The organism is Streptomyces sp. NPDC005017 (genome assembly GCF_042873115.1).
Classification (GTDB): domain Bacteria; phylum Actinomycetota; class Actinomycetes; order Streptomycetales; family Streptomycetaceae; genus Streptomyces.
In genome coordinates this window covers 1-26,390 of record NZ_JBIALD010000037.1, presented here as the reverse complement: position 1 = coordinate 26,390, position 26,390 = coordinate 1, and the positions used below count along the sequence as shown (strand labels likewise).

The window sequence follows — 26,390 nt, the reverse complement described above, 5'->3', positions numbered from 1 at the left end:
GCCCAGGAACGCGGTATGACTGGCTCGAGGATGTGGATCGAGGTGGGAGCCCGTGCGCACGAACTGCCGGAGAGCGAGTCATGACGCCCCGCGTCCCGCCGGAGCACTGGGGCGAGATCGAAGATCTCTACCGGCGCTTTCGCGACGGCATGGTCAACTACGCCACCCGGCTCCTCGACGGCGAACCTCATCTGGCCCACGACCTGGTCCAGGAGACCTTCAAAGCCGCGGCCCTGAGGTGGGACACGTTGCAGCTGCGCGGCGAGTCCGGTCAACGGGCCTGGCTTTACCGGGTGTTACGGAACAAGGTCTACGACCGGTGGCGGAGCACGGGCCGTTGCGCCCTCGGCGGTCTCGACGAGGAGCGGGCCGCCGACCTGGACACGCCTCGTACGGCAGTCTCCAATGTGCTGCTGCAGATGTGCTGGAAGGTCATCGACGGTATGCCCCGTTCCCAGCGGCGCGTGGCACTGTTGAAATGGCACGGCGAGTGGACCAACGGCGAGATCGGCGGTCATCTCGGCATCACCGAGAGCACGGTCCGGGTCCATCTTCGCAACGCACGCAGAACACTCACCGCGGAGCTGGGGGACGAGGTCGTCTTTCCCTCCGAGTGGGAGGACACTGATCCGGGAGAGGAGGCAGCGCGATGAGCCAGGGTCACAGCCAGGAGCGGCCTGACACGACAGACTCTTCTGCGGCGCCGTACCCGTCGGTGGCCGCCGACGACCTCTTCCAGCAGCTCGACCGCGTCGTTGACGCGCAGACCCCGGCGTCCGGCACCGCCGACGGCCTGAGCGAGCTGAGGCGATGGATGGCCGGTGAGCGGTCGCCGCACCAGGAGGAGAGCGGGATCGCAGCGGGCCGCACCGCTGACCGCGTGGCCGCGCACGGTGCGCTGTCCGCGGACCGGCCCGCCGACCGGGATACGGGCGACGGACGGCTCGCCCGCGCGGTCGCCGTAGCCGTCCTCGCCCCGCCCGCCGCCGAGGAACGCAACCCGCAGGCGCCCGCACCCTCCAGCCTCGACGAGGTGTGGCGGAGATACAGGGCGACCGGGGACGGGCAGCTGCGCGAGCAACTGATCCTGCACTACTCGCCACTGGTGAAGTACATGGCCGACCGGGTGAGCACCGGCCTACCGACCGACGTGGATCTGACCGAGCTGGTGTCGGCGGGCGTGATGGCTCTGATCGAGGCCATCGAGGGATTCGACCCCGACCGGCCCGTCAGGTTCGAGACGTACGCGGTCACCCGCATCCGTGAAGCGTTTGTCGACGAGCTCAGGGCGCTGGAGCGGATTCCCCCGTCGACGCGTCGGCGGGCCCGGCAGGTGGAGCACGCGTACGCCGCCCTGGAGGCCCGGCTGCGGCGGACGCCCTCGCAGACGGAGGTCTCCGCCGAACTCGGCGTGGAGCCAGGCGAACTCGACGCGCTGATGGACCAGTTGGCGCTGGTGAACGTCCGGGCACTGGAGGAGATCCTGCGCGCCGAAGCCACGGACGGCCCCGGCACCGAGATGACAAAGACCCTGGAACGCCTCGGCTCCGACATCCCAGCCGAGCTCTTGCAGGACCGGCAGACGCGCAGACTGCTCGCGCGGGCGATCAACGACCTGCCCGAGAGGGAGAAGACCGTGATCACCTTGCGCTACTACGAGGGCCTTGAATTCGCCGAAATCGGGCACGTGATCGGCGTGACCGAGAAACGGATCGCACAGATCCACATCAGGGCCGTGCTGCAGCTGCGGGCGAAGCTGGAAACCTCCGCACTGCGCACGGAAGGAGACAGCACAACAGCCGGCGACGGCTGAGCACCAGGCCGAGCCACCCACCGCATCCCAGGGCTCCGCACGAAGGGCCGAGCGGACCCCCGCACGTGGGGCCTGCCCGCCGGCAGGCCCCACGGCTGCTGAGATCTCCGGGACAAGGCGGCCTTCCTCACGGCGTACGGTTCGCAGAGGCCGATGCCTGCCTGGGGGGCCCAGTGCAGGAATCCGGGCAGGCGCCGGGGCAGGTTTCCGGGACCTCGGCGCGGGCACAGCAGCACAGCGATGTAGCGCATCCCGCCCTCCCGGACGGACAGCCCAGCGATCAGACAGAGGGTGATGCTCACCGTGCAGCCCGACCCGAACCTGGATTGGGGCCCGAAATCCCACAGGCGCTCCAGAGGCGGTCACCGGGTGATGATCACACTCGCGGCCGCGCAGAGCAGCGTCACGCCCGCGAAGGCCACCACCACAGGCTCGGCCCAGGACGGGTGGCGGTGCACCAGAAGTGCCAGGCCTGCGAAGCCCATGAGGCCGACCACGACAAGGAGAAGAACGACGAGCAGTGCGAGTGTGGACATTGGCGATGGCCTCCAACGGCTCTGCGTACGGCACCGCTTCGTGCGGACTCAGAGACAGACGAAGATCGCGGTCGGTCCGTTACGCCGCCGGGGCACGGGCGCATGTGCCTGAAGTCGTGGCACGCAAATTCGGCGTCGAGCCCTGTAACAACCGGCGGGTGCCGTGCGTCCTGTCCCTACGAGCGGGTCTGTACGGGCTCCTCCTGCACGCCCGCGTAGTCTCCGTGCAGCCGGACCGAGCAGCAGATGACGGAGTCAGGGAGCGGTGAGCGATGAAGCACCTGAGAGGCCCGATGAGTTCGCCGCATTCTATCGAGCTTCCTACGGGAGAACTCTGCGCCGTCTGATCAAGAAGGGGCAGATCTCACAGCATGACGCGGAGGATATTCTATCGATCGCATATGCGGAGACCGCTCGGCAATGGTGCAACATCAGAGATCCGCATGGGTACCTCTGGGACCGGGTCTGCAAACGGTTCCTTGACTACTGGCGCAAGCGGAAGCAGCAGGGCAGGGAAGCGCTCTGTGACCCGTCGGGGGAGATCTCGGTTCTCCCGGAATCGGCTGCGAGCAGGCCGGAAGGCTGCGTAGAACTGGCGCGATTGTATGAGCTGATCGCTCAGTTGCCCGCGGACGATCAGTTACTGATCCTCATGGATGCGTACGGGTACAGCAAGGAGGATCAGGCCACCAAACTCAACGTCTCCCCCGGGGCGGTGAGAGTCCGGCTGTGCCGGGCGAAGAAGAAGCTGGATGCGCTGGTGGAGAAGGACAGGGAGAGCCGCTGATGCCCATCGTCAACGAAGGCTTCGAAGTCAGCCGGCCTCGTCCGATCGGCGGCGGAGAGATCACCGGAACCATGCTGCATTACTGGCGGATCCTTCATCTGGCCGAGGACGAGGAACCTTCTGCCGGCATGGACGAGCTCATGGCGGATGAAGAACTCTTGGAACGCATCAGGGCTCTGGACACAGTGGCTGTTCCACCACTACCGCGAGACATCGAAGAACTCAGCGACAGCAGCCGGTTCCTGCACGCCCGAAGCAGGAGTGCCTCGGAGTGTGAGGGTCCGGAAGACGGGCAGGAAGTCCTGCGCGCACTCCCCGCGCACGCTGGCCACATGGCCGCGTTCCCGTATGAGTTCCCTGGCGATGACCCCATCACCCCGTACCTGTACAGCCCTTTCGACACTTCCAGAGCTACCCTCGGCATCGTCAAAGCCGAGTCCGTTCGCCGCACGCTCGGCCGTCTGGATTCCCATGCGGTAAACACTCTCCTGGAGCAGTATGTCCAGCCCGACAGTTTTGAGGACGCCGCACAAGCCCTCCGGCAGGACCATGTAGTAGTACTCACCGGGCCGGCAGGCATGGGCAAACGGTCGGCAGCCGTGGCCCTGCTCAACACGGTCATGGAGCGTACGGAATGCGTCGAGCTCTCCCCGGACAGCAGCTTGGAAGAGCTGGCTGACGGGCGCCTGGCGTTCCAGCACGGCGTCGGCTATCTGCTCAGCGACCACAGGCAGGAGGACTCGGCCTCAACGGCAGAGTACGCCTGGCGCCGGGTAAGCGACACGGTGCGCGACCGCGGCGCCTATCTCGTGGTCACCACCGCGAATCAGACAGGCCGTGAAACCCTGCGATCCGTACGCCACCTGCCCTGGCAGCTCCCCGACTTGACGACCGTCCTGCGCGTTCGCCTCCTGCGAGCAGGCTGTGTCGAAGACACCGTCGAAAGGGCTGTCTCGTGCATGCCCGCCGGATGCCGGATCGCACAGATCGCCGCAGCGGCCGACCAGATCGCCTACGGCGCAGACCCTGAAGAGGTCTGGCTGGAGCACACAGCCGCCCAAGCCCAGCCTGTGCGCGACTGGTTCGACAATACGCGCTCTGCGCACGAGTGGATCGAGATCACCACGCTGGCCTTCACCACCGGTCTGAGCCACCAGGACTTCGTGACCTGCATGAAGCGCCTGGAGGAAAGCATGGCCGCCACCCTCTCTGCACCGGCCACGCGCGACGAATCGGCCAAGGCCGTCCAGCACGACGCCGACGGCCTGCCCCCCTCGTCTCTGAACACGCTGCTCGCACCGCGAACGGGCGGCGCACCCGACCATTTCCCACTCGTCTTCCATCACCCGCACTACCGGCAGCGGGTGATGGAGGAGCTGTGGGCCAGAGGCTCGACGGCGTACTGGCACAGCGTGCGGGAATGGCTGACGCTCTTGGCCGGCCAGACCCGGCCGCGACTGATGCAGTTGTCCATCGCCTCCGGCCTCGCCCTGCTCGCCCGGCCCGCCTCCCACGAGGTCACCGAGAACTACCTCACCTCCTGGGCGGCAGGTTCCGCAGGCCCCGGCGGCCAGTCCACAGCCGTCCTGGCAGTGCACTGCATGTCCCTCGACGACCAACTCGCCGCGAACGCCCTGTCCCTTGCCCGGGACTGGGCCGCCGCACCCGAACCTGAACTGCACACGACAGCCGCGGCGGCGTTCAGCGGGCCGCTCGGTGTGCGTTTCCCGACCGACGCCGTCACCACCCTGCTGCGCATGCTCGACCGCTCGCAGCAGGCCGAGAAAGCGACGGCCGCACTCGCCGCACTCGCCGCAGCCCTCAGGGAAAACGGCCATGACGCCGGTGCAGTGCTCCGGCCGCTCGCCCACCAGATCAAGAACCCGACCGGGAAACACGCCGCACGGCACACAGAACGCCGCCTCGACGCCGCACTGACCGTGCTGCAGACCCGCGACGCAGCAACCGGCCGCCTGCTCTGCGCCGTGCTGGCGGCCCAAGATCCCCGCAACGCAGACACGATCGGCGAGCTCTGGGCAGAGCTGCTCAAGCACCAGCCCCGACGGCACCAGGGACTGCAGATCCTGGAAGCCACCCTGCGTGACCTGCCCGCCCTCACCCACCAACCGCAGCACACCGCCCAGCAACTGGGCCGCTCCCTAGGATCAGCCCTACCTCCGCGCGAACGCCTGCGGCTGGGGCTCTCACTGTCACCAGCCCTCACGCGCCCCGACGACGCCACCGATGCCCTGATCGACACTACACTCCACGCCGCCCTCACTACGCGGGACTAACCGGTAAAGCGCCCCCCATAGCGCCGCTGCTGACGATCACAGTGCGCGATCCGCAGCACGGAACCCGGCCTCGGAGGCAACAGCTCGCACGCCGACAGACAGCCTCGCCCGAAAGGACCCCGGACGCGCACGCCCCGCCGGGCTGACCGCAGGAAGGGACGATCCGCACAGGTGCGGGAACCTGCCAATGCCGACCCCGCGAGCCGACCGGAGTAGCTGCGGTCGCGGGCCGCCTCCCCCTGCCCGACGACGGTTGTCGCAAGACCGGGCTCGCGCTCCCGCATGCCGCGACACGCACCACGCTGCACAGTCCATCGACAGCAAAGGCGGACCGCTCGTGACCGTGTCCATCGATGCGCTTGCTCGCCAAGGACGTGCCGGACGGCGCCTTCGGCGGCGCCCGCCCCCAAGCGGTACCCGTCACGATCAGCGCCCCGCACCCGACTCCGCGGCCAGCCGACATCTCGCCGACCTGGCCGCCGCCATCCACAAGATCGACCGTGAACACGGCTACAACGTCAACCACCGATACCGGCAGACCAGAACGGAAGGCCTCCCACCTGACGGAACCATGACCGCGGTCGCGGCGCTGCCGCCGCCCTCGAGACCGGACTGCAGCGCCTGCCGTTGATGACGGCCACACCAACCGCTGGTGGCTCGACCCGGCCTACGGCCGCCGCTTCCCGGCCGACATGCGCACAAAACGATCACTTCCATGACGGCGGAGCCGGTGGCGTCAGCGGGGATGCCGCAGGTGCGGCACCTGCAATGTTCCTGTCCGAGTCGCCGTCGGAAACGAACGGGCGACGACACAGGAGCCCCGACGCAGTTGGCGCCGGGCGCGCAACCATCCTGCGCGCAGGATCGTCCTTCGGTCATGCCGTATCCGAGCCCTGCACCGTCCTCAACTCCACCCTCATGGCCGTACTGCGGCCACGGCACCACCCCGCAGGACCCAGTGGGCTGTCGCGGCATCCATGTCCCCGGTGGTACTGCCTGCCTCGCTCACCTCGCCCTTACCAACCGCGACGCCTATCTCGCGACACTGACCCCCGGCACTGATATCGACCATCGGGGTACTCCGTTCACCGCGTCCCTTCTCACCGCCCTCCTCGACGCACTGCGTGACCCTGTAACGGGAAGCCCTCGCGTGGGCAGCGCCGACTTCGAGTCAGCAACCTTCGAGGGCTGTGCCGCATTCACGTCTGCGATCTTCGAGGGCCAAGCCTCCTTCATCTCGGCGACCTTCTATGACGGGGCAGAGTTCAGGGGAGCGACCTTCAATGGCTACGCCTGGTTCGCCGCGGCTGTCTTCAGAAGCTATGCGGAGTTCGTGTCGGCGACCTTCCACGACGGCGCCGGATTCGGCGCCGTGACCTTCACGCACAACGCCAGGCTCAGTGCGGCGACCTTCAAGAGTTACGCGTGGTTCGGTGCGGCGACCTTCAAGGCCTACGCCGACCTCGGCATGGCAACCTTCGAAGGCGAAGCCGGCTTCCCGTCGGTCGCCTTCGAAGGCGAGGCCGCATTCGCGTCGGCAACTTTCAAGGACACTGCCGAGTTCGGGTCAGCAGCCTTCGAAGGCGATGCCGAGTTCCGAGCAGTGACCTTCGAGGACAAGGCCAGGTTCCGAGCCGCTACCTTCAAAGGCGCGGCCTGGTTCGAGGGGGCGACCTTCCAGAACGAGGCATGCTTCGAGGACGCAGCCTTCCAGGACAGCGGCCGATTCCAGACCGCGACCTTTCAGGGTCACGCCCGATTTGCGTCGGCGGCGTTCGAAAGCGACGCCACGTTCGCGTCGGCCACGTTCCGACACAGCGTCGAGTTCCGGGCCGCGTCCTTCGGGCAAAACGCCGGGTTCGAGGACGCTGCCTTCGACGCAGCCGCAACAGTCGGGCCCCTCGTATGCTCTGGGCGGGTCCTGCTCTCCGGAGCAATGTTCGGCGGACCGGTGACCCTCGCCTTTGCCGCGCATCGCCTGGAGTGCCGGCGCACTCGCTGGTCGTCCACGGCGGAGATACGTCTGCGCTATGCCACGGTCGACTTCGCCCACGCGGTGTTCGAGTACCCGCTCACCATCGCTGCAGAGCCCGACCCTTTCGGGCTCGCTGCCGGACAGCAGCTGGCGGAAGATCCATTCGCTCACGTGTCTGACCCGAAGGTACGTCTGGCATCGTTGCGCGGAGTGGATGCCGCCCACCTGGTCCTCGCCGACGTCGACCTATCCGCATGCCTGCTCACCGGCACAGTGCACCTGGACCAACTGCGCCTGGAAGGCGCCTGCCTCTTCGGCACGGTCCCGCCCGCCGTGCACTGGCGCCGCGGGTTACCTCTACGGTTCACCCAGCGCCGCACACTCGCCGAAGAGCACCACTGGCGCGCCTCACAGCCCGGCGCGGTCCGGGGCTGGAACACAGCGGTCCTGGGCGCTGGACACGCCGGGCCGTTGCAGCTGGCACCGGTGTACCGGGCACTGCGCAAGGCCTTCGAGGACGGCAAGCACGAACCAGGGGCGGCCGACTTCTACTACGGGGAGATGGAGATGCGCCGCCACGCCGACGACATCCCCCGCAGCGAACGAGGCCTCTTGACGATGCACTGGGCGCTTTCCGGCTACGGACTACGAGCCTCCCGCGCCCTGGCCTGGCTCGGTGCCGCCATGCTCTGCACCATCGTGACGCTCATGGCCGTCGGCCTGCCCAGCCATCCCCCGAAGCAGACCGCGACCGGCACCGTCCCGTCCCACGGAGGGCGGGTCACGCTCGAGATCGACAAGGACGATCCCCGCAACCCCACTGGCAACCCCTTCAGCGGAGAGCGCTTCGAAAAGGCCCTCAACATCACACTCAACTCGGTGGTGTTCCGCTCAACCGGCCAGGACCTGACCACTGCGGGCACGTACATCGAAATGACCGCACGCCTGACCGAACCCGTCCTTCTGGGCCTCGCGATCCTTGGTATCCGCAACCGCCTCAAACGGTGATCAGCCCGGAGCGCATCAAGTGCTCGACCGAGCACCTCACGGAGTTGCAGCACGCGTCACCTTGGTAGCGGCAAGCCTCCAGCAGCCTGCGCACACAACGGCATTCAGGATCTGCCAGTGGACGGTGCGGCAGCGCCGCTACGGTGAGTGTCCCAGAACGGTGAGCGGGGGGCTGTGGTGGCGCGGGTGGTGCTGGTGCACGGGATCGCTCAGCAGTACGAGGGTCCGGAACTGCTGGGACTGCGGCTGTCAGCCGCGGTCCGTGACGGGGTGAAACTGGCGACGGGGCTGGCGCTGGCGCCGGAGGATGTGGCGTGCGCGTTCTACGGGAACGTGTTCCTCGAGCCGGGCAGCCGCTCCGCGGATCTCCCGCCGTGGAACGAGCACGATGTGGAAGCCGGTCTCGAGGCGGACCTGCTTCAGGCGTGGTGGCAGCAGGCCGCCGCTCTCGAGGACGCGGTGGCTTCGCCGGATGAGGAGGGCACGCGGGGTCCGGCCGGGTTCGCCGCGTCCCGGCTGCTGCTGCCTCAGCGGGCACGGGCGGCCCTGAACGCGCTGGCCGGTGCACGCTTCTTCCAGCCGGTGACGAAGCGGATGCTGGTCTCGGAGCTGAAGCAGGTGCGCCGCTACCTCGACGAACCGCCCGTCTGGCAAGCTGCGCGGGCCGCGGTGGCGGAGCAGGTGGGTGCGGACACGCGGGTGGTGGTGGCGCACTCGCTGGGGTCGGTGGTCGCCTACGAGGCCCTGTGCGAGAACCCCGGCTGGCCGGTGACGGACCTGGTGACGGTCGGCTCCCCGCTCGGCCTCCCGGTCATCTTCAACCGGCTCAGTCCGCTGCCGGTGCAGGGCCGGGGGGCGTGGCCGGGCGGGGTGGTGCGGTGGACGAACGTCGCCGACCCCGGGGACGTCGTCGCCCTGGTGGGCGAGCTGGCCGCGCGGTTCGTGCCCGGTCCTGTGGGCGGGGTGCAGGACCGGCGGATCACCAACGGGGTGCGGATGCACGACTTCGAGCGCTACCTGACCGCCCCGAAGACCGCGAGCGCCGTGGCCGCCGGACTGCAGGAGCCGCCCGCATGACCACCATCGAAGCCGACGCCCAAAACACGGCGGGGCGCCGGTTCCTGATCGCGTCCGGCGTCGGCAGCTTCCAGGAGCCCGGCATCAAGACTTTGCCCGGCGTCGAGGCGGACGTGCGGCGGGTCCGGGAGTTGCTGGAACCCATGGGCTACCAGTCCGTCCTGACCTCTCTCGCCCATGATCCGACCCGCGACGCCCTCGCCGAAGGCATCGAGGACTGGGCGCTGGAGACCTCCCTCGGACCGGACGACGTCGTCGTCGTGTACTTCGCCGGGCACGGCGTCTGCGAGGAGGACCGCCACTACCTGCTGTGCGCCGACACCCGTCCCGGCCGGTGGACACGGGCTCTTGCAGCCGAGGACCTGGCCCGGCGACTAGTGATGAGCGAGGTCGGGCATCTGCTGGTCATGCTGGACACCTGCTACGCCGGTGCCGGCGCTGCAGACATCAGCCGGATGGCCCTCGGCCTGGCGGACCTGCACCGTGGGCGCGCCAACCGCTGGCATCTGGCATCCGCCCGCGCCCGCGACCGCGCGGGAGAGAACGCGTTCGTCGACGCGCTCCACGACGTCTTCACCCACCGTCGGCACGGCGCCACCCAGCGGTTCCTGACCGTGCGGGAGGTCACCGAACGCGTCAACGCCCACTTCAAGACCCACCGACCCACTCAGCAGGCCCGGCTGACCACGTCGGAGACCGACGGCCAAGACCCCTTCTTCCCCAGCCCCCTGTTCCTGCCGGGTCTGCCCGCCGACGGCACCGATCTCGCCAGCATCAGCCTGTTACGCCGCCGGCATGCCGGACACTTCGGGCCGCGGGGACGCGGCGTGGACCACGTTGGTGAGCGGGGCGACTACTTCACCGGCCGCTCCCGCGCCCTCCGCGAGCTCACCGCATTTCTCGCCTCTGGCGGCCCGGACCACGACCGCAAGGCCCGCGTTGTCACCGGCGCTCCCGGCTCGGGCAAGTCCGCTGTGCTGGGACGACTCCTGACCCTCACCCACCCGACGGCCCTGCGGCCGGCGACGGCACGCGTGGCTTCGGGTGGCGTGCCCTCAGCGGATTCCCTGGCGGTGATCGCATTGCATGCGCGCAGGGCCACGCTGGGTGACTTGGTCACTGATCTCGCCTCAGCGCTGGGTCTGCCGGCCGGGGCTGGCCTCGACGAGGTCCTGAAGGCCCTGGCCGACAGGACCATACCCGTAGCTGTCATCGTGGACTCCCTGGACGAGGCCGGAACCGCCGGCGACACCCGAGAGGGCAACCACATCGCCCGCGAACTCCTCCAGCCGCTGTCTACGCTGGCCCCGGTGCGGCTCATCATCGGCACCCGCCGCCCTCAGATTGCTGCCCTTGGTCATGCCATCCACGTCATCGATCTCGACGAACCGGGTCACATCACTCGAAGCGACATCTCCGACTACGCCCGCGCCCTCCTCGAGGACGCCAAGGACCCCGAGAGCCGCTCCCCCTACCGCCACCAGCCGCACCTGGCCGCCACCATCGCCAACGGCATTGCCGACCGGGCAGGTTCCTCATACCTGGTCGCCCGGATGACCGCGCGCGCCCTGGTCCACGGCCAGATCTACGTCGACACCTCCCGGCCCGGCTGGCGTGAACGGCTGCCCAGCGACGCGAAGGAAGCCTTCGCCGCCTATCTGGACCGCTTCGGCGACGACCGGCCCAAGGTGGAGCGGCTCCTGCGCCCTCTCGCCTACGCCCACGGCGCGGGCCTGCCCTGGTCCACCGTGTGGGCACCCGTCGCCGAAGCCCTTTCCGGTGTGGTCTGCTCGCAGGACGACCTGGATTGGCTCCACCAGCACGCCGGCGCCTACATCATCGAAACCCCCACCCCGGACGGATCGGTCTACCGTCTCTTCCACGAGACCATGGCCGAACACCTGCGCCGCCCCGGCCGCGAGCAAGACGACCACGCGGCCATCGCCCGCGCCCTCACCTCTCTCGTCACCCCCGATCCGGGCACCGGTGTAAAGGATTGGGCCGCAACCCACCCCTACTCCCGCCATCACGTTGCCACCCACGCCGGAACAGGGGGCACCCTCACCGCCCTCCTGGACGACCCCGAGTTCCTAGTCCACGCTCACCCCGCCACCCTGCTTCGTGCCATGGATGCCACCAGCTCTGCGGTCCATTCCAACGTAGTAGCCCACCCCGCAGCGGCGGTTTACCGCGCATCCGCCGCTGTCCACGCCTCGCTCCCGTCAATCTCCCGACGCGATGTCCTCGCCGTCGACGCCGCTCGCTACCAACAGCCCTCCCTCGCCAACAGACTCGCCCGCACCCGCCCGTACACCCCCCGCTGGGCCACCGGCAACCTCGTCAACCCTGCACATCGCACTACCCTTGCCGGCCATAGCAAGTGGGTGCGCTCCGTCGCAGTGACAGATATCGACAATCGCCCCCACGCCATCACCACCAGCAACGACAAAACGGTGCGAGTATGGGACCTGACCTCCAATACGGAGCGTGGTGTCTTCACCGGCCACAACGACAGGGTGGGCGCGGTGGCGGTGGCCGAGGTTGACGGTCGCCCACACGCCATAACTACTGGCGCAGACGGGACGGTCCGGGTGTGGGACCTGAGCTCTGGTGCGGAGCGTGCCGTCTTCACCAGCCACACCGGCCCGGTGACCGCAGTTGCTGCAGTGCACATCCACGACCGACCCCACGCTGTCACCACCGGCAACGACAACACGGTCCGGGTCTGGGACTTGACCTCCACCACCGAACGTGCTGTCCTCACCGGCCACACCGGCCCGGTGCTGGGAATCGCGGTGACAGCGATCGACAATCGCCCCCATGCCATCACCACTAGCGACGACAACACGGTCCGGGTGTGGGACCTGAGCTCTCGTGCGGAGCGCGCCGTCCTCACCGGCCACACCGGCCCGGTGTACGGGGTGGCGGTGGCACACCTCGATGACCGTCCGCACGCCATCACCACCGGCGGCGACACGACAGTTCGAGTATGGGACCTCACCTCGGGCACTGAGTGGGCCGTCCTGGCCGGCCACACGAGTTGGGTCTGCGCCGTGGCGGTGGCACAGATCGGCGGCCGTCCTCACGCCGTCACCACCAGCGCCGACCAAACCATCCGAATCTGGGACCTCACCTCCGCCACCCAAAGCGCCGTCCTCACCGGCCACACCGGCCCCGTACTGGGAATCGCAGTCGCACAGATCGACAACCGCCCCCACGCCGTCACCACCAGCGCCGACCAAACCATCCGAATCTGGGACCTCACCTCCGCCACCCAAAGCGCCGTCCTCACCGGCCACACCGGCCCCGTACTGGGAATCGCGGTGACCGAGATCGACAACCGCCCCCACGCCGTCACCACCAGCGCCGACCAAACCATCCGAATCTGGGACCTCACCTCCGCCACCCAAAGCGCCGTCCTCACCGGCCACACCGGCCCCGTACTGGGAATCGCGGTGACCGAGATCGACAACCGCCCCCACGCCGTCACCACCAGCGCCGACCAAACCATCCGAATCTGGGACCTCACCTCCGCCACCCAAAGCGCCGTCCTCACCGGCCACACCGGCCCCGTACTGGGAATCGCGGTGACCGAGATCGACAACCGCCCCCACGCCGTCACCACCAGCGCCGACGAAACCATCCGAATCTGGGACCTGACCTCCCGCGCGGAGCGTTCCGCCGTGGTCGCCGACGCCAACTCGGTGTTTGGGGTGGCGGTGGCGGAGATCGGCGGCCGTCCTTTCGCTGTCACCACCGGCACCGACCAGACGGTGCAGGTCTGGGACCTCAAGTACGGCCACACTGAGCGCGCAGTCCTCACGGGTCATAGTGAGTGGGTGAACCGGGTGGCGGTCGCGGAGATCGACGGCTGCCCCCACGCCGTCACCACAGGCGCCGAGCAAACAGTGCGGGCGTGGGACCTGGATTCCGGTGCGGAACGTGCTGTCCTCACAGGCCACACCGGTCCCGTGCTAGGAATCGCGGTGACCGAGATCGACAACCGCCCCCACGCCGTCAGCACCAGCGACGGCCGCACTGTGGTGTGGGATCTCGAGTCAAGTCGTGTAGTGGCAGAGCTCTCTCAGCCCCTGACGGTCCAAGCCATCGCAGCACAGGGCGACTACCTCGTCCTCGGAATGGCCAACGAGGTCGTCGTACTGCAACGCAGCTCTCCTGCGGACTGACAGCGCCTCCCGGGAGTATGCGGGCGGCGGCAGCGATGGAAGGTTCGCGACCCTGCCGAACTGCACCCCGACCCGGTCCAACTGTCGGACGATGAGATCGACGGCCCGCTCGCCCTGATGGACACCATGACGATCGAGGGCCGAACCGGAGAACTTCCTGGCCATCCTGGAGAAGGGTTTACGTTCCTACAGCCTGCCGGTCTTGGACGGCATGCTGAAGGAGTCCATCCTGGTGGACCTCGGCTACGTTGACGGCAACGCTCTCGCCACGGCGCGGACGAACGCCGACTCCGCGCCGGTCGTCCCCGACCTGCTGTGCGACGTGCTCGCCCTGGAGGTCGGACTGCGAAGCTTCATATGACCAGCCCCGAGACGGAAGCCGAGCACGTGGAAGCCACCAACCTCCTGTACCGCGATCCGGCACTCTACGACGTGGTCCAGTCCGACAGCACGAGCGCCCGAATGTGCCAGACCCTGATCGAGCTGCACCGGCCGGACGCCCGGACCCTGGTCGACTTCGGATGCGGTACCGGCCGCGACCTGGAAATCCTCGCGAAGCGCTTCGAGTGCACCGGCGTGGACCTCCAGCCCGGCATGGTCGACTACGCCCGCCGAACCCGGCCCGGGCTGGACATCCGCACCGGCGACATGCGCACCGCGCGACTCGGCAGCCGCATGGACGTGGTGACCTGCATGGGCAACAGCCTCGCCTACGTGCACGACAACGAGTCGATCAACCAGGTCTTCACCACGTTCGCCGCCCACGCCCGGCCAGGAGCGCTGCTCGTACTGTGCTCCCCCGTCGCCCCGATCACCCGGACCGAGCCGACCACCGCCACGGTCGACACCCCGACGGGATCCGCGACCGTCACCCTCCGCCACACCTGGGACCTGCGCACCCAGATCAACACCATGCACCGGCACTGGACGCTCCCCACGGGCGAGGAGGCCCGAGACGAGATCCGCAGACGCGTCCTGTTCCCCCAGGAGCTCGAACGCTACGCGGAGGGCGCTGGCTTCGAGGTCCTGGACATGCTCGACGGCACAGGGACAGGGCTTACCGGCCCCACCGCATACACGGTGGCACGACAAACTCCGCGGTGACCGGCGGCGCGAGAAAGGCACCAGCACCGCCACCCGGCTCCTGACGGCAACAGCGACGGGTTCCCCCGCACAACCACGGACACCGACGGAACACAGATCACGTGCTGACCTGCGAATAAGCAGGTAGAAGGATCTGGCGCAGTGATGACCGAGCCTGCCGTCTCAGTGCTTGCCGTGGAGTGCGTGGTAGGTGCGGAAGTCAAAGAAGCGTAGGCCGTCGATCACGGTCCCGGACTCAATTTCCTGCAGAGTCCAGGGGTGGGCGGAGTAGTCGTCAACCGCAACACCTCCGCGCTCAAGCAGCAGCGCGACCAGTTGGTGAAGTTCTGCAGTGCCATCGATCCGCCCGGAGATGTCGATCTGCACCGCCCACCCGGGGTGATGTCCGACGGCCGCGTCGAGGACTGCGACATCGTCGGGTTCCCAGTCGGAGAAGAGGTACCCGGTGTCCTCATCGTCGATGTCTATGTAGAGGCTTCCGTCCAGAGTCCACGGATCACGCTGCTGGGGCAGGTGCTGATCGAGTGAGGCGACGGTCTCGGCTCGCTCACCCGCGGGAAACACGAACACGCTGCGCATGGGATGGAGCGTAGGCGGTGCGGCTTCGCGGTGACCACGGATATTCCCGGCAGGTGCGGGTCGGCCGATGTGGTGCGGACGGTGATGTCAGCGACCAGCCTGCGCACTTCCGCACGCCCTTCGCAGTACACCCGCACCCTCCACGTTCCCTCACCGTCGGACAGGTGAACGCAGTCCGCCATCGGACCACCGGCCACACCCCACACCCCACACCGCCAGTTCACCCGCCACGCAGCGCAGCTCCGCCTCCCCGCGCTCCTCCCATACCCCGCGATCTTCCGCACCCGGGGGCCGGCCGTCCCAGATCTCCGCCGTCAGCGTCGCGGTGTGGGTGCGCCCGGCACTCTCGATGTCCAGACGCCCCTCATGCACCGTCAGGAAAGGCCGTCGCTCACCCGGCCCTGCGGATACGCCAGCGGGACCTCGGTGTCGTCAAGGTCCTGCAGCGCGAAACCGTAGTAGTCGACCTCTACATCAAGGTCCTGCTCCCGGATCAGCCCAGCCACGACGGCTCCTCATCACGGCACGCTCAGTCAACGCCACAGCCCTGTGATCGTATCCACGTCACCGACGCCGCTCGCAGTGATTGCCCCTGATGAACAGATCCGCCCGTAAGCCGCCGCGGCGAATCCGACGCCACCGCCGTCTCAGAGCTGCGGCTCAGTCACCGGGCTGTAAAGAGAACGGCCCTGGCCCACTTCCGGTGGTGACAGAAAGCGATGCTCCATACGGACAGTAATCTGCGCTGCTGGGCCGCACGTCGACATCCGGGCCGTGAGCGCTCCCCGGTCAGGAGCAAGGGCTCAGGCGGGCGTCTTTGCAGCTCAACCAGGCTTGTTCTTCCCGTTACTTTCTGTCACCATCGAAAGTGAGCCAGAGCCGAAATCTTTACAGGCCCCTCCAACCTGGCTTCGTGATCTTGTCGCGGACTCGGCTGGGAACGGGTACGGCGACGAACGCCGAGTTCGGTGCCGCGCGCTAGCGGGTTATCCACCAGGTTGCGGCCGCTCCGCTCGCCGTGGCGATGAGTCTGACGAGCCACACGGGGATGCACTGGAGGGTGATGTGCAGTCCTCCACAGCGCAGTTCGAACCGTGGAGGCCTGTACCTGCCGTCCGTCTTACGAGTCGTTGTCACCGTGTGCGTTCCTCTCTGTTGGGGCGGCTGGGACGTACGCCTTCTAGCTCCCGTCGCGCGCGGTTGCGTGACGTGGGTGAAGAAAGAGACAACGCCGTGTCGACGGACCGGGGTTCGAGAGTGCAGGCAGGGCGGTACGTGGAGGCGGTGTGCAGGTAGTAGCGCTGGAGGTACTCGCTTGGCGCAGATGTGCCACAGTGCCTACTCGGCATGGAGTGGTCGAACTCGGCGACGCGGTGCCCCGGCGGCCAAGAGAATCAGTACTCCAGTGTGATGCCGTGATCTATCCAGCGGGTCCGTCGTCGGTAGTGGCTGCGTCGGGCTGTTGCCTGGTGGCGCCGGCGCCAGTTGGACCAGTGCAGCAGCCTGGTTGTGGTTACGGCTGGGGGGAAGACGGCGACGAGTAGGTGCCGGATCTCCGGGACGGTCAGCGTGATCGGATCGCGGCTGCGGGCGAAGTGGTCCGTGTCCGTGGGCGGTTCGGGGGTCGCTTCGGCGGCGAGAGCGGTCAGGAAGACCAGGGCGAGCATGGCAAGCGTGATGTGCCGGTGCCATGAGGTCCAGTGCCGGACCTGGTAGTGGTCGAGTCCGACCTGGCTCTTGGCAGCTTGGAAACACTCCTCCACGCTCCAGCGGGCACCGGCGACACGGACCAGCTCGGCCAGGGGCACTTCAGTGGGTGACCAGCACAGGTAGAAGGCGAGTTCGCCGGTGGACCGGTTGCTTCGGATGAGCAGGTGACGATGGCTGTTGGCGCCGATGTGGATCCAGGCCCAGTCGTAGTACCGCGGGCCTGGTAGAGGCCGACGTCGCGGACCTTGTCGATGAACACAGGGCCGGTGGAGAACTTGAAGGTCTGTGAGCGGTGCGGGGCCAGGGCGAACGCCCGCCAGATCCGCGAGATGGTCGACTGCGACATCCCCATGGCCGCGGCCATCGACCTCGTCGACCAGTGGGTCGCGTTCTTCGGTGTCTGCTCGAGCGTCTTGACGATGACCCGCTCGACGTCGGCATCGATGGTCTTCCGGGGGGACGCCGAGCCACGGGTCGTTACACAAGCCGTCCAGACCCCGCTCGATGAAGCGCCGCCGCCCGGTGCGGACGGTGTCCGCCGTGATCCGCAGCCGGCGCGACACCTACTCATGGGGAACGATGGCAGGCCCTGGTCGCGCGTCAGACACCCATAAGGGGAGTCTCCCGCCGTGGTGCGCCGCTAGCCTCGCGCTTTCACGAGGTGGGGTGCCCGAGGCTTGATCAAATAAACGGAGAGTGCTCCTGACCTGCAACGATGGGACTTTTCGAGGGCCCTGTTGGCTGCATGGGAAGAAGCACTCTCCAGGTGAAGAAGCGTATCGGGTCGTACCCGCGTGTCCGCATCGAGGGCGGCGGCCGGGCGGTGGTCTCGTAGACCGGGGAAGTGCTGCTGGTCGAGACCGTCCGCAAGGTCGGCCTGGACACCGCGATATCAGCAACGCTCACGCCGTGGCGGAAGGCTCGGGCAGTGCACGATCGTCTGGCACCGCACCCGTGCGTCGGGCACGCTCGTCGACCTGGTCGCCGCCGACTCGATGCCGTGCCCGGCCAGCGTCACGCTCTACCGGACGGGCCCGGGACGCGTCGCGCGCCCGGGCCCGTCCCGTATCGGTGCAGTTCAGCGGACCTGGACGGATGCGACCAGAGTGTTTAGGTCCGGCCAGAGCTTCTTGTTCGTCTCCGGCAGTACGACCCACAGCACCGAGGGGCGGACCCGCCCGGTGTCGACCACGAGGACCGCGTTCAGGTCCATCGTGGACGGCACCCCGCGTTTGTGGAAGTGGATCTCGCTGACCAGCAGCCAGGCGTCATGTCCGTCGACCTTCAGCGGCTGCGAGGCGACGTCGACCAGGATCGCCTGGTCGCGGGGGTACTCGTAGCGCCGCCGCTCGTCCATCACCGCGCCCGCCACGCCCCGCAGCTCCCCGGTGCCGCCGGCCGCGGCCATGATGTCCTCGTCGACCTGCGTGGACTTCACGAGTGCGCGCTGGCGCCCCTCCTGTTTGCGGGTGAAGCCGTCGAAGATCGGATCCAGCGTCTTGCTCCGGTCCCACGTGCCGCCCAGCTCCGCGTACTCCAGGGAGGAGTCCGTGACGGTGCCGATGACCGGCGAGCCCTCGCCCGGGTAGTCCGGCACCTTGACGGTCCCGGTGAGCCGCTGCTCCTCGGGCAGCGGGGAGGCGCCGGGGGTGAGAGTGGGCACGGGGATGCCCTGCTGCGGGGCGTCCGCGGTGCTGCCCGCGCAGGTGGCGGACGAGGAGTCCGGTGTGCTGTGCGCCTGCTGGACCACCTTGCCGCCGACCAGCACGGTGCACGTGAGAGTGCCCCCTTCCTGGTCCTCGCGGCTTCTGACGTCCAGATAGAAGTCGGCGCCCGCCGCCAGCTCGACGGTCTTGCGGTACGGCAGGATGACGACCCCGTGGGGCTCGTGGTTGCCGTTCGCCTCCCCGACGGTGAGGTTCACCGAGGGGTGGTCGCCCGTCGCGATGTAGGTGACCTCGACCCGCCGGGATTCCTTGTCCGGGGATGCCCCGTCGTCGCTCGGGCCGCCGACGGCCAGAGCCAGGCCCACCGCGCCGAGCATGACCACCTCGAAGAGGATCACCAGGGCGCCGACCAGGTAGAACCCGCCCGGGATCCGGTCGAAGGTCTTCTTGCCGCGGCCGGAGTGGAACTCGCGTCTCGGCTGGGATGTCTGCGTCATGTCGTCCTCCCCCTCACGCCCGGCCGCTGTCGCCGGACCGGCGGTCGGCCGGCTCCTCGGCGAACCGCGTGGCCAGCAGCCCCGCCTCCCGCGCCTCGTCCAGCATCCGATGCAGGTCCTGGAGCCGGGACCGGTCGGCGAGCCCCTCGATCTCGGCGACGGCCAGCTCGTCCCGCACCGTGTTCACCACCAGCTCGTGCATGTCCTCGCCGAGTTGCTCCAGCTCTCGTACGGCCTCCCACTCGCGGTACGCCGCGTCCGCCGCGCGGGTGTTCTCGGCGTACCGCTCCAGCGCCTCCACCCGCTCCTCCAGCGCGCTCGACGACAGCCGCAGCGCCCGCCGCTGAGTCCGCAGCACCTCCTCCACCCGCGAGCCGGAGGCGTCCCCGGCAGCGGTGCGCACCTTCCGCGCCAGCCGGGTCAGCTCGGCCAGGCGCTGGGCGATCTCGTACTGTTGGGCCGGCAGCGTCACGTCGTTGGCGATGTCGTCCAGCAGCCCGTCCCGGTCGACCTGCGACTGGAGTACCGCCGTCACGGCGGCCTGGGCGCGCTCCATCCGGCGCAGCGGCGAGTGGCCCAGCAGCTCGCGCAGGGAGTCGTCGCCGAAGTCCTCGGCCAGGTAGTAGCGGCCGTGGCGCAGCCGGGCCACCCGCTGCCGCTCGTCGGTCCCGCAGCCGAGGACGACGATCAGCAGCCAGGCCAGCAGGTGCACGCCCACGACGGTCAGGATGAACGCCTCGAACCCGAACTGGACCCCGACCCAGATCAGTCCCGCCTGCGCCGCGAGCCCGACGGCCAGGCCGGGCCACACGCCGATCAGCGCCCACAGGATCGTCACCGGCAGTAGCGCGCACACCGCGGAGACCCCCAGGGCCGTCCAGATGTCCGCCTTGGTACGGCCGCCCAGCCCCGGCTCCTCGGGCAGCGGCAGCGCGGCTGGGAAGAGTCCGTCGGCGGACTTCTCCAGCAGCGCGCGCTCCGCGTCCTCGAGGGCCGGATCCACCACCGGCCGCAGCGCAATGTCCTGCGCCATTCAGCAACACCCCCCACAGGTTCGGGGAGATCGTGACACACGCCGGAGGGGCTGCCCACGCCACCCCTGTGCCCGGCCGCCGACTGAGACGGCGCGAACCCGAAGACAAACTGTCTTCCACCCCTGGCCTGATGCCGCTGAGGCCGACGGGGTGCGACGCGCAGCCAGAGGCGCGAGAAGCGCCCCTGTCCGGTAGCCGGCGCCCCCAGTCCTGCGCCCAATGACCCCTGTCCGGGCACCGGCAATTGCCACTTCACAGGTCACCGTGGCACCCCGCGCCACGCCGACTCGACGGCGCTATAGCCTCCGGCTGTGACCTTGCGCCGCAGCCGGACCGGGAATCCTCGTCCTCACGAACTGCCTGACCATCAAGCGCTCCTGGACGATACAGACTGGGCGTCGCTCGCCACCGCGCGCGGGACAGGCGAAACCCTGCCGACAGCGCTGACACACATGATCAACTCTGACCCGGCCGTCAGGGCGGCCGCCACCGACACCGCGCTCAGACAAGTGACCCACCAAAACACCATCTACGAAGCCACCGTGCCCGTAGCGCTGTACGTCGCGGCCATCCTCAGCCATCCGGCCATCGCGGTGGACGACTTCGGTCACCGCCCCGACACGCCACCGCACCGCCCGACCCTCGTGCGACTACTCGAGTGGCTCAGCGACACCGCCCACGACGCCGACGACGAGTGCGTCGCCATGGCCGAACGCCACTGCGGCAAGGGGTTCCTCGACGAAGTCAGGGAGATGCGCGCCTTCCGGGACCTGCGCCCGGCGATGTTCTCCGCTGTCCACGCCCTTCTCAGCCACGACAACGTGGACGTCCGTGACGCGGCCCTCGTCGCGGCGATCCCCCTCGCAGAGCACCCCGTCCTCACCGCGCACCGGTCCGAGCTGGCCGACCACGCCCGTCGTCTGCTGACCGCCAGCACCGACCGCCACACCCGAGACCGCGTCCTGGACGCCATGAAGGCATGGGGTCACGACACCAATGTCCTGGAGGACGCCGACGACATCGCAGCCCGCGAGCGTCCCGCCCGTTTCAAGGCGGAACATGGTTCCTGGTGGGCGACCGACGGGACAGGTGGTTACTCCGAAGACCCACCGTTCTGACTCAGGGATACACGCCCCCGGGCGTCCGTCGACCACTCGCAGCGGCCGCATCACACGAATCGGGCCAGAGCCGGCTTTGTGAACAAACCCGAACGGCAGTGTGCTGAGCCTCGGCGCCATCCACCGCAGTGGCTGCAAGGAGCTGCCAGCGGCGGACCATGCGGTTCTTCAGCCAGGCCCGCCAACCGGTTCTTCCCGACGCGCCGAAGGGCCGCCGCAGAGCTCTTGCAGCCGAAGGCACGTTCCACGGCGGGAAAGCACTCCAGCATCCGGGCCCGCAGCCGGTTGCCGGTACGGGCGCGGCCGAGTTTCCTCCGCACTCGCATCCTCACTCAGCCGACGGTGCCCCTTCAGTGAGCCTCTGGCGGTGAGGGGAGGTTGAGCTGTCCATGCAGCAGAGCCGCAGCCTGGAGGTCGTTGGTGACCATCACCTGGGCCAGCCTGCCCGCGACTGCGACCACGCTGCTCCAGGCCGGGACGTCCAGATAGACCTCGTCCGGGGCACCGCGGCCTACCGCTTCCTGCACGCTCGTGTAGACCTCGCCCAGCTCCTCCATGAGCGCGACTTCCTCCTCCGTCCGCAGGCTCTTACCCAGCCACGGCGCGGGATCGTCCGCGTTGCAGAAGTCGTCGAACAGCACGGTGACCACGTAGTCCAGGTCCTCGAACTCCTCCGGCCGCAGCCAGACATCTCGCTGCCACGACGGACTCGCAAGGGCGAGAACCGCCGGCACAACGTGCAGTCGGAAGACCGGGAACTCGATGCCGTGATCCGTCATGACGTGAGCCTACCGACCGGGCAAGGGACACCACCCGCCGCCCAGTGCGCTGTTCACGCAACTGCGGCCAGAGCCGAATCCGAGATCCCCAGCACCAGTTCCTCGCCGAGAACAAGGACCCGACCGAGGGAGTACGCCTGCTGCACGCCCTGTACCCCGAGTCCCACGTCCTGGGCCCACCGGCACAGCGACGGGCAGCCGTTGCCCGAGGCCGCCCGCGCGGTCAGCCGTCAGGCCGGTCCCGGACTGTCCCCCGAGGGGGCGGAGCCCGTCGCAGGGCCCGCAGCCGGGCGCCCTGTGAACAGGTGCCGCCCTAGTCAGGAGCACACGGTGGCCGCTTCCCGTGCTGGACGGATGCCCGTACTCCGACAGCTCGATGCCGCCTGCCTCCGGCAGCCCGTCACTACCTTGGGCGGGCAGGTCACCGAAAAGATGCCAGCTTCATTCAAAAACCCTTGCACTTTGCTCACGCGAAGCTTTAGATTACCGCTGTGAAGTAGACGTGACCCCCATGTCCCTTGCAAACACGCGACTTCAGGGATTTCAGGTGAACAACACCGTAATCAACGTTCGCACCGACGAAGGCTTCTTACTCTACCGCTGGCCCGCAGCCACCCGCGACGTGAGCCGTATCGGCGACGCCTGGGTCCTGCACGCCTGCGGCGACTTCGACCTCGACGACCTCAACCTCGTCCGCGACCAGTTCACGCACCGGCGCGTCACCCTCGACGGCGACGTCATCACCGTCTGGCCCCGCCCCCGGGAGACGGCATGACCGGCGCCGGCACCCTCCCCCGCAACCACACCCGGCTGTCCGCGGCCGTGGCCGGGGCCCTGGCGGCAGCGCTCGCCCTGCTCGGCGTGGCGGGCTGTGCGGGCGGCGATGATACGGGCGACCGGGCCCGGCCCGCGGCCGCCACCAGCAGTGCCGGGGCAGGCGGTCAGGCCCGGCGCGAGGCGCAGGAGCAGGCGGAGCCGCTGGCGGTGATCGAGGGGCAGCATCAGATGCTGCTGACCGTCACCGGCGCGGAGCGGGATCCGGGCGGGTTCCTCACCGTGCGTGGCATGCTCGCCAACCAGGGGACGGAGACGCTGGAGGTCCCGGCGGGGCTGCGCGGCAACGAGAGCGAGGTGCTGCGCAACAGACAGTCGCTGGGCGGGGCCACCCTGGTCGACTACCGCCAACGCAAGCGGTACTACGTGCTGCGGGACACCGACGGCCGGCCCCTGACCACCACCAGCGTCGACTACCTGAAGGCCGGCGAGAGCATCCGGGTGTTCATGCAGTTCCCCCAGCCACCCGACACCACCCGTGAAGTCGGCTTCCAGCTACCGCAGTTCGACACCGCCACCATCAGGATCGACCAGTGACCCCCGCGCCCAGAGGACGGGCTGCCCGCCGTGCGGCACCGGCCGTCACCGCTGCCACCGCTCTGGCCGCCCTCACCAGCGCCATCCCCGCGGCGGCCACCGCCCCCTCACCAGGCCCGGCTGCCGCACGTGGCACGCAGGGCGTGAAGGTGATCGACGTCGACGATCCCGACCTGGCGCTGCGCGAGGGAGCCCGTCTGGCCACGCCCAAGGTCCTCGCCCTCGACTCACCCCAGCTGTCCATCGACCGGCACGTCGAAGCGGTCCCGCGCGGACAGGCACCCGACCGGCAGCCCCATGCACCGGCCTCGCGGACACCGGCCGCCGACCCCACCCGCCGGCCCAGCGACAAGGGCGAGGCGCCGCCCGCGCCGGACGCCGGCAGTACCCCAGGCGCACCCGCTCGCGAGACACCCGCAGCCTCCACGGACAGCCCGGCCGCCCCAGGCTGGCAAGCGCCGACCGTGCTGATCGGCGGCGGCTGCCTGGCCGCGGCGGCCGTCCTGGCAGCCCTCGCCGTGCGCCGCGCCCGCCGGGACCGCACCCCCGACGCAGTACGACGGTCCGCGGCCGGCGCATCCGCTCGCGCTGTCCTCGCCAGCCAACTGCCGCCCGGCCGCGGCCGTGCCGACGGGCCCCCATCCCTCGAACGCCTGGACGCGGCCCTGCGTACCCTCGCCCGCCACTGCGAGCAGACCGGTCGGCAGCTGCCCGCACTGCGGGCGGCGCGGATCAGCGCCGACACCCTCGAGATCCTCCCCGACGTCCCGGCAACAGCCCCGCAGACGCCGTTCGAATCTGGGCCCGACGGCTGGTGGTCCCTGGCCCCCGCCACCGGGAGCGACCTGCTGAGCGCCCCGGCCGCCGACGCCTTCCCGGCGCCCTGCCCCGCCCTGACCGCTCTCGGCACCACCACGGACGGGAGCCTGCTGCTGCTCAACCTTGCCCAGTACGGCGTCATCCTCCTCAACGGCGACGACGACGCCGTCCTAGCCGTGTGCCGCTCCCTCGTCCTGGAACAGGCGCTCAGCCCCTGGACCGGAACAGTCCGCCTGATCACCGTCGGCTTCGGCCGGCACCTGTCACCGCTGCTTCCACACGCCCGCCTGACCCCGGTCGATGAGCCAGGGGATGCGGTACGCGAGGTGAGCGAACACCTGCTGGAGACAGGCCAGTTGCCCGCATCAGCACACCAGCCCTGCCTGCTGATCTCCGCCCGTCCCCTGGATGCGGACACAGCCGCCCGCCTCGCCGAACTTCTAAGCGTGCCCGGCCGGGCGCCCGTCACCGTCATCGCCCCCGCCGGGGGCACCGGCCCCGACCCCGACCACACCCTCACCCTGGACGCCGCAGTGACGGAACCCCAGCTCTTCGAACCCGTCGGCTGCGAGGTCCGGCTGCAGCGCCTCGACGACGCCACGTACCAGCAGCTCCTCCCCTCCCTGCAGGCCCACGCCTCCGCCGACGCCGACCTCAGCGAACCGACCCCAGACCAAGCGCACCTCTCCGACGTGACGCCGGCTTCGCCTGGCGCCGAATCGCGCGGTAGCAGCGGCGGCCCTGCGGGCAGCAGCGCCACTGATCCGTCACAACACCCCGACGGTGAAGGCACGGACGGCGGCAGGGCTGACGGAGTGTTCCCGGCGCTGGCCGCCGCGGCCGCCCGCACGTCCCGACTCCGGCCTCGCCGTTCCCCCGCCGCTGCCCCGGGATTCGACGGCGGTGTCGCTGCCGCAGCGTCGGGTGGGACAGGCGATCCCGATGCGCCCGAGATCCGGGTTCTGGGTCTCCTCGAGGTCGACCGGGTCCCCGACACCGGGCACGGACCGCGCGCAGCGCAGCTCGCAGCCCTGCTGTACTTCCACCCCCATCACAGTGCCGAAGCCCTGTGTGCGGCGATGGACCCGCACCAGTCGTGGGGGGTCAGCACCCTCAACGCCCGACTCAACGGACTGCGCCGCTTCCTCGGCGACGCCCCCGACGGCACTCCCTACGTCCCCCGGCGCCGCCACGGTGATGATCCCTACCAGATCAGCCCCCGCATCCGCTGCGACTGGAGCGTGTTCCGGCGCCTCACCCACGATGCGCACAGCCGGGGCCCGGACGCGCTGCCCGACCTCGAACGCGCCCTCGCCCTCGTCCGCGGACGTCCCTTCGGCGACCGGCCGCCCGCCTGGGCCGAACCCCTCCAACAGCAGATGACCACCGCCATCGCCGACACCGCGTATCTCATCGCCACTCACCGCAGCAGCCCCGGTCCCCGCCAGGACCTGACCGCGGCACGGCACGCCGTCACCACCGCCCTCGACACCGGCCACCACAGCGAACGCCTCTACCGGGCCTGGATGACCACCGAACACCTCGACCGCAACCACACGGGACTGCGCGCCGTCATCGACCGTCTCCAAGCCCACAGCCATCAGCTCGGCACCGCCCTCGAACCCGAAACCGAGCAGTTGATCCGGCAACTCCTCGCTCCCAGCCGCTCCTGACCACCCGCCATGACGATCACACCAGCGACCGCCCGCGGTGCGCCTGCACTCAGGCGGCACCGAACCCGGCGCCCGCAGCGGCCCCAGCACACGGGCGTGGCGCGCGGCATGAGGCCGCGCGCTGCGCCGTCCACCGCTGGCAGCGAACGCACCATGATCCACACGGCCGGACCGGCGCGGGCGGCGCCTGCCCCTCTCACGCCGGTGCAGCGCACCCTGGCCGGTCTGGTCGTCCTTGGTGCGGCCGGGGTGGCAGGGATCGGTTTTGCGGGGTCGTACGCGGCCGTGCGCGAGCTGGCCGTGAAGAAGGGCTTCGGGGACTTCTCCTACGTCTTCCCGATCGGCATCGACGCCGGCATCTG

General features: G+C 69.1%; 22 protein-coding genes and 1 pseudogene. 16 read left to right on the top strand and 7 right to left on the bottom strand.

All coding sequences use genetic code 11. The features are described from left to right. Nucleotides 1–80: 80 nt before the first annotated feature. Both ACFYR0_RS35100 and ACFYR0_RS35095 read left to right on the top strand, forming a co-directional pair. On the top strand, nt 81–653 hold the full coding sequence (locus ACFYR0_RS35100) for an RNA polymerase sigma factor (protein ID WP_389337536.1): 573 nt from the start codon (nt 81–83) through the stop codon (nt 651–653). Nucleotides 654–898: 245 nt separating this feature from the next. Continuing rightward, nucleotides 899–1,813: a FliA/WhiG family RNA polymerase sigma factor gene (locus ACFYR0_RS35095; protein WP_389337640.1), complete on the top strand. Its 915-nt coding sequence runs from the start codon at nt 899–901 to the stop codon at nt 1,811–1,813. Nucleotides 1,814–2,175: 362 nt separating this feature from the next. Here ACFYR0_RS35095 and ACFYR0_RS35090 read toward each other — a convergent pair whose 3' ends face one another. Then, on the bottom strand, nt 2,176–2,349 hold the full coding sequence (locus tag ACFYR0_RS35090; protein ID WP_389337533.1) for a hypothetical protein: 174 nt from the start codon (nt 2,347–2,349) through the stop codon (nt 2,176–2,178). Nucleotides 2,350–2,614: 265 nt separating this feature from the next. On the opposite strand from ACFYR0_RS35090, the gene ACFYR0_RS35085 reads away from it, so the two are divergent. The 7 genes from ACFYR0_RS35085 to ACFYR0_RS35055 all read left to right on the top strand — a co-directional run bounded on the left by ACFYR0_RS35085 (nt 2,615) and on the right by ACFYR0_RS35055 (nt 14,781). Continuing rightward, nucleotides 2,615–3,136, top strand: coding sequence for an RNA polymerase sigma factor (locus tag ACFYR0_RS35085; RefSeq protein WP_389337530.1), 522 nt, complete (start codon nt 2,615–2,617; stop codon nt 3,134–3,136). Beyond that, on the top strand, nt 3,136–5,430 hold the full coding sequence (locus tag ACFYR0_RS35080) for a hypothetical protein (protein ID WP_389337527.1): 2,295 nt from the start codon (nt 3,136–3,138) through the stop codon (nt 5,428–5,430). The genes ACFYR0_RS35085 and ACFYR0_RS35080 overlap by 1 nt, the downstream gene beginning before the upstream one ends. Before the next feature lie 1,150 nt (nt 5,431–6,580). After that, entirely contained in the window at nt 6,581–8,413 is a 1,833-nt protein-coding gene (locus tag ACFYR0_RS35075) for a pentapeptide repeat-containing protein (protein WP_389337524.1), read from the top strand. Nucleotides 8,414–8,560: 147 nt separating this feature from the next. Further along, a complete protein-coding gene (locus ACFYR0_RS35070; protein ID WP_389337521.1) occupies nt 8,561–9,490 on the top strand; it encodes an antibiotic ABC transporter ATP-binding protein in 930 nt (309 codons plus the stop codon). Next, nucleotides 9,487–13,677, top strand: coding sequence for a caspase family protein (locus ACFYR0_RS35065; protein ID WP_389337518.1), 4,191 nt, complete (start codon nt 9,487–9,489; stop codon nt 13,675–13,677). The genes ACFYR0_RS35070 and ACFYR0_RS35065 overlap by 4 nt, the downstream gene beginning before the upstream one ends. 202 nt (nt 13,678–13,879) lie before the next feature. Further along, a complete protein-coding gene (locus ACFYR0_RS35060) occupies nt 13,880–14,038 on the top strand; it encodes a hypothetical protein (RefSeq protein WP_389337515.1) in 159 nt (52 codons plus the stop codon). Beyond that, nucleotides 14,035–14,781 carry a class I SAM-dependent methyltransferase gene (locus tag ACFYR0_RS35055; protein ID WP_389337512.1) on the top strand — a complete coding sequence of 249 codons (747 nt, stop codon included), beginning with the start codon at nt 14,035–14,037 and terminating at the stop codon, nt 14,779–14,781. The genes ACFYR0_RS35060 and ACFYR0_RS35055 overlap by 4 nt, the downstream gene beginning before the upstream one ends. A 162-nt stretch (nt 14,782–14,943) precedes the next feature. Here the strand turns inward: ACFYR0_RS35055 and ACFYR0_RS35050 are convergent, their stop codons facing one another. The 3 genes from ACFYR0_RS35050 to ACFYR0_RS35040 all read right to left on the bottom strand — a co-directional run bounded on the left by ACFYR0_RS35050 (nt 14,944) and on the right by ACFYR0_RS35040 (nt 17,168). Further along, the gene (locus tag ACFYR0_RS35050; RefSeq protein ID WP_389337509.1) at nt 14,944–15,360 is read right to left on the bottom strand and encodes a hypothetical protein; all 417 of its coding nucleotides are present in this window, start codon (nt 15,358–15,360) and stop codon (nt 14,944–14,946) included. A 374-nt stretch (nt 15,361–15,734) separates the two neighbouring features. Further along, nucleotides 15,735–15,866, bottom strand: coding sequence for a hypothetical protein (locus ACFYR0_RS35045; RefSeq protein ID WP_389337506.1), 132 nt, complete (start codon nt 15,864–15,866; stop codon nt 15,735–15,737). Nucleotides 15,867–16,754: 888 nt separating this feature from the next. Next, nucleotides 16,755–17,168, bottom strand: a complete 414-nt coding sequence (locus ACFYR0_RS35040) for a hypothetical protein (RefSeq protein ID WP_389337503.1) — start codon at nt 17,166–17,168, stop codon at nt 16,755–16,757. A gap of 168 nt (nt 17,169–17,336) precedes the next feature. Here ACFYR0_RS35040 and ACFYR0_RS35035 point away from each other — a divergent pair, with 168 nt between their 5' ends. Then, nucleotides 17,337–17,684, top strand: a complete 348-nt coding sequence (locus tag ACFYR0_RS35035) for a hypothetical protein (protein WP_389337500.1) — start codon at nt 17,337–17,339, stop codon at nt 17,682–17,684. A gap of 152 nt (nt 17,685–17,836) precedes the next feature. Next, nucleotides 17,837–18,007: pseudogene (locus tag ACFYR0_RS35030) on the top strand (IS1380 family transposase); the annotation flags it as partial. Nucleotides 18,008–18,148: 141 nt separating this feature from the next. Here ACFYR0_RS35030 and ACFYR0_RS35025 read toward each other — a convergent pair. Both ACFYR0_RS35025 and ACFYR0_RS35020 read right to left on the bottom strand, forming a co-directional pair. Then, a complete protein-coding gene (locus tag ACFYR0_RS35025) occupies nt 18,149–19,234 on the bottom strand; it encodes a hypothetical protein (RefSeq protein WP_389337498.1) in 1,086 nt (361 codons plus the stop codon). A gap of 13 nt (nt 19,235–19,247) precedes the next feature. Continuing rightward, nucleotides 19,248–20,267, bottom strand: coding sequence for a hypothetical protein (locus ACFYR0_RS35020; RefSeq protein ID WP_389337495.1), 1,020 nt, complete (start codon nt 20,265–20,267; stop codon nt 19,248–19,250). A gap of 453 nt (nt 20,268–20,720) precedes the next feature. Here ACFYR0_RS35020 and ACFYR0_RS35015 point away from each other — a divergent pair, with 453 nt between their 5' ends. After that, nucleotides 20,721–21,386, top strand: a complete 666-nt coding sequence (locus ACFYR0_RS35015) for a hypothetical protein (protein ID WP_389337492.1) — start codon at nt 20,721–20,723, stop codon at nt 21,384–21,386. A 350-nt stretch (nt 21,387–21,736) separates the two neighbouring features. On the opposite strand, the gene ACFYR0_RS35010 is transcribed toward ACFYR0_RS35015, so the two are convergent. Next, entirely contained in the window at nt 21,737–22,165 is a 429-nt protein-coding gene (locus ACFYR0_RS35010; RefSeq protein WP_389337489.1) for a hypothetical protein, read from the bottom strand. A gap of 547 nt (nt 22,166–22,712) precedes the next feature. Here ACFYR0_RS35010 and ACFYR0_RS35005 point away from each other — a divergent pair. From ACFYR0_RS35005 to ACFYR0_RS34990, 4 genes are all read left to right on the top strand, one after another. Then, a complete protein-coding gene (locus ACFYR0_RS35005) occupies nt 22,713–22,940 on the top strand; it encodes a hypothetical protein (protein ID WP_389337487.1) in 228 nt (75 codons plus the stop codon). After that, complete coding sequence (locus ACFYR0_RS35000) at nt 22,937–23,536, top strand: hypothetical protein (protein ID WP_389337484.1); 600 nt, start codon at nt 22,937–22,939, stop codon at nt 23,534–23,536. The genes ACFYR0_RS35005 and ACFYR0_RS35000 overlap by 4 nt, the downstream gene beginning before the upstream one ends. Next, nucleotides 23,533–26,028, top strand: a complete 2,496-nt coding sequence (locus tag ACFYR0_RS34995) for a hypothetical protein (protein WP_389337481.1) — start codon at nt 23,533–23,535, stop codon at nt 26,026–26,028. Before ACFYR0_RS35000 ends, ACFYR0_RS34995 begins: the two co-directional genes overlap by 4 nt. A gap of 153 nt (nt 26,029–26,181) precedes the next feature. Further along, nucleotides 26,182–26,390, top strand: a 209-nt coding sequence (locus ACFYR0_RS34990) for a DUF2637 domain-containing protein (protein ID WP_389337478.1), incomplete at its 3' end; no start/stop codon positions are given.

Coding starts and splice junctions, on each gene's coding strand:
- ACFYR0_RS35055 (WP_389337512.1), top strand. CDS start 14,035: ATGACCAGCCCCGAGACGGAAGCCGAGCACGTGGAAGCCACCAACCTC.
- ACFYR0_RS35065 (WP_389337518.1), top strand. CDS start 9,487: ATGACCACCATCGAAGCCGACGCCCAAAACACGGCGGGGCGCCGGTTC.
- ACFYR0_RS35015 (WP_389337492.1), top strand. CDS start 20,721: ATGATCAACTCTGACCCGGCCGTCAGGGCGGCCGCCACCGACACCGCG.
- ACFYR0_RS35000 (WP_389337484.1), top strand. CDS start 22,937: ATGACCGGCGCCGGCACCCTCCCCCGCAACCACACCCGGCTGTCCGCG.
- ACFYR0_RS35020 (WP_389337495.1), bottom strand. CDS start 20,267: ATGGCGCAGGACATTGCGCTGCGGCCGGTGGTGGATCCGGCCCTCGAG.
- ACFYR0_RS35025 (WP_389337498.1), bottom strand. CDS start 19,234: ATGACGCAGACATCCCAGCCGAGACGCGAGTTCCACTCCGGCCGCGGC.
- ACFYR0_RS35010 (WP_389337489.1), bottom strand. CDS start 22,165: ATGACGGATCACGGCATCGAGTTCCCGGTCTTCCGACTGCACGTTGTG.
- ACFYR0_RS35090 (WP_389337533.1), bottom strand. CDS start 2,349: ATGTCCACACTCGCACTGCTCGTCGTTCTTCTCCTTGTCGTGGTCGGC.
- ACFYR0_RS35080 (WP_389337527.1), top strand. CDS start 3,136: ATGCCCATCGTCAACGAAGGCTTCGAAGTCAGCCGGCCTCGTCCGATC.
- ACFYR0_RS35050 (WP_389337509.1), bottom strand. CDS start 15,360: ATGCGCAGCGTGTTCGTGTTTCCCGCGGGTGAGCGAGCCGAGACCGTC.
- ACFYR0_RS35100 (WP_389337536.1), top strand. CDS start 81: ATGACGCCCCGCGTCCCGCCGGAGCACTGGGGCGAGATCGAAGATCTC.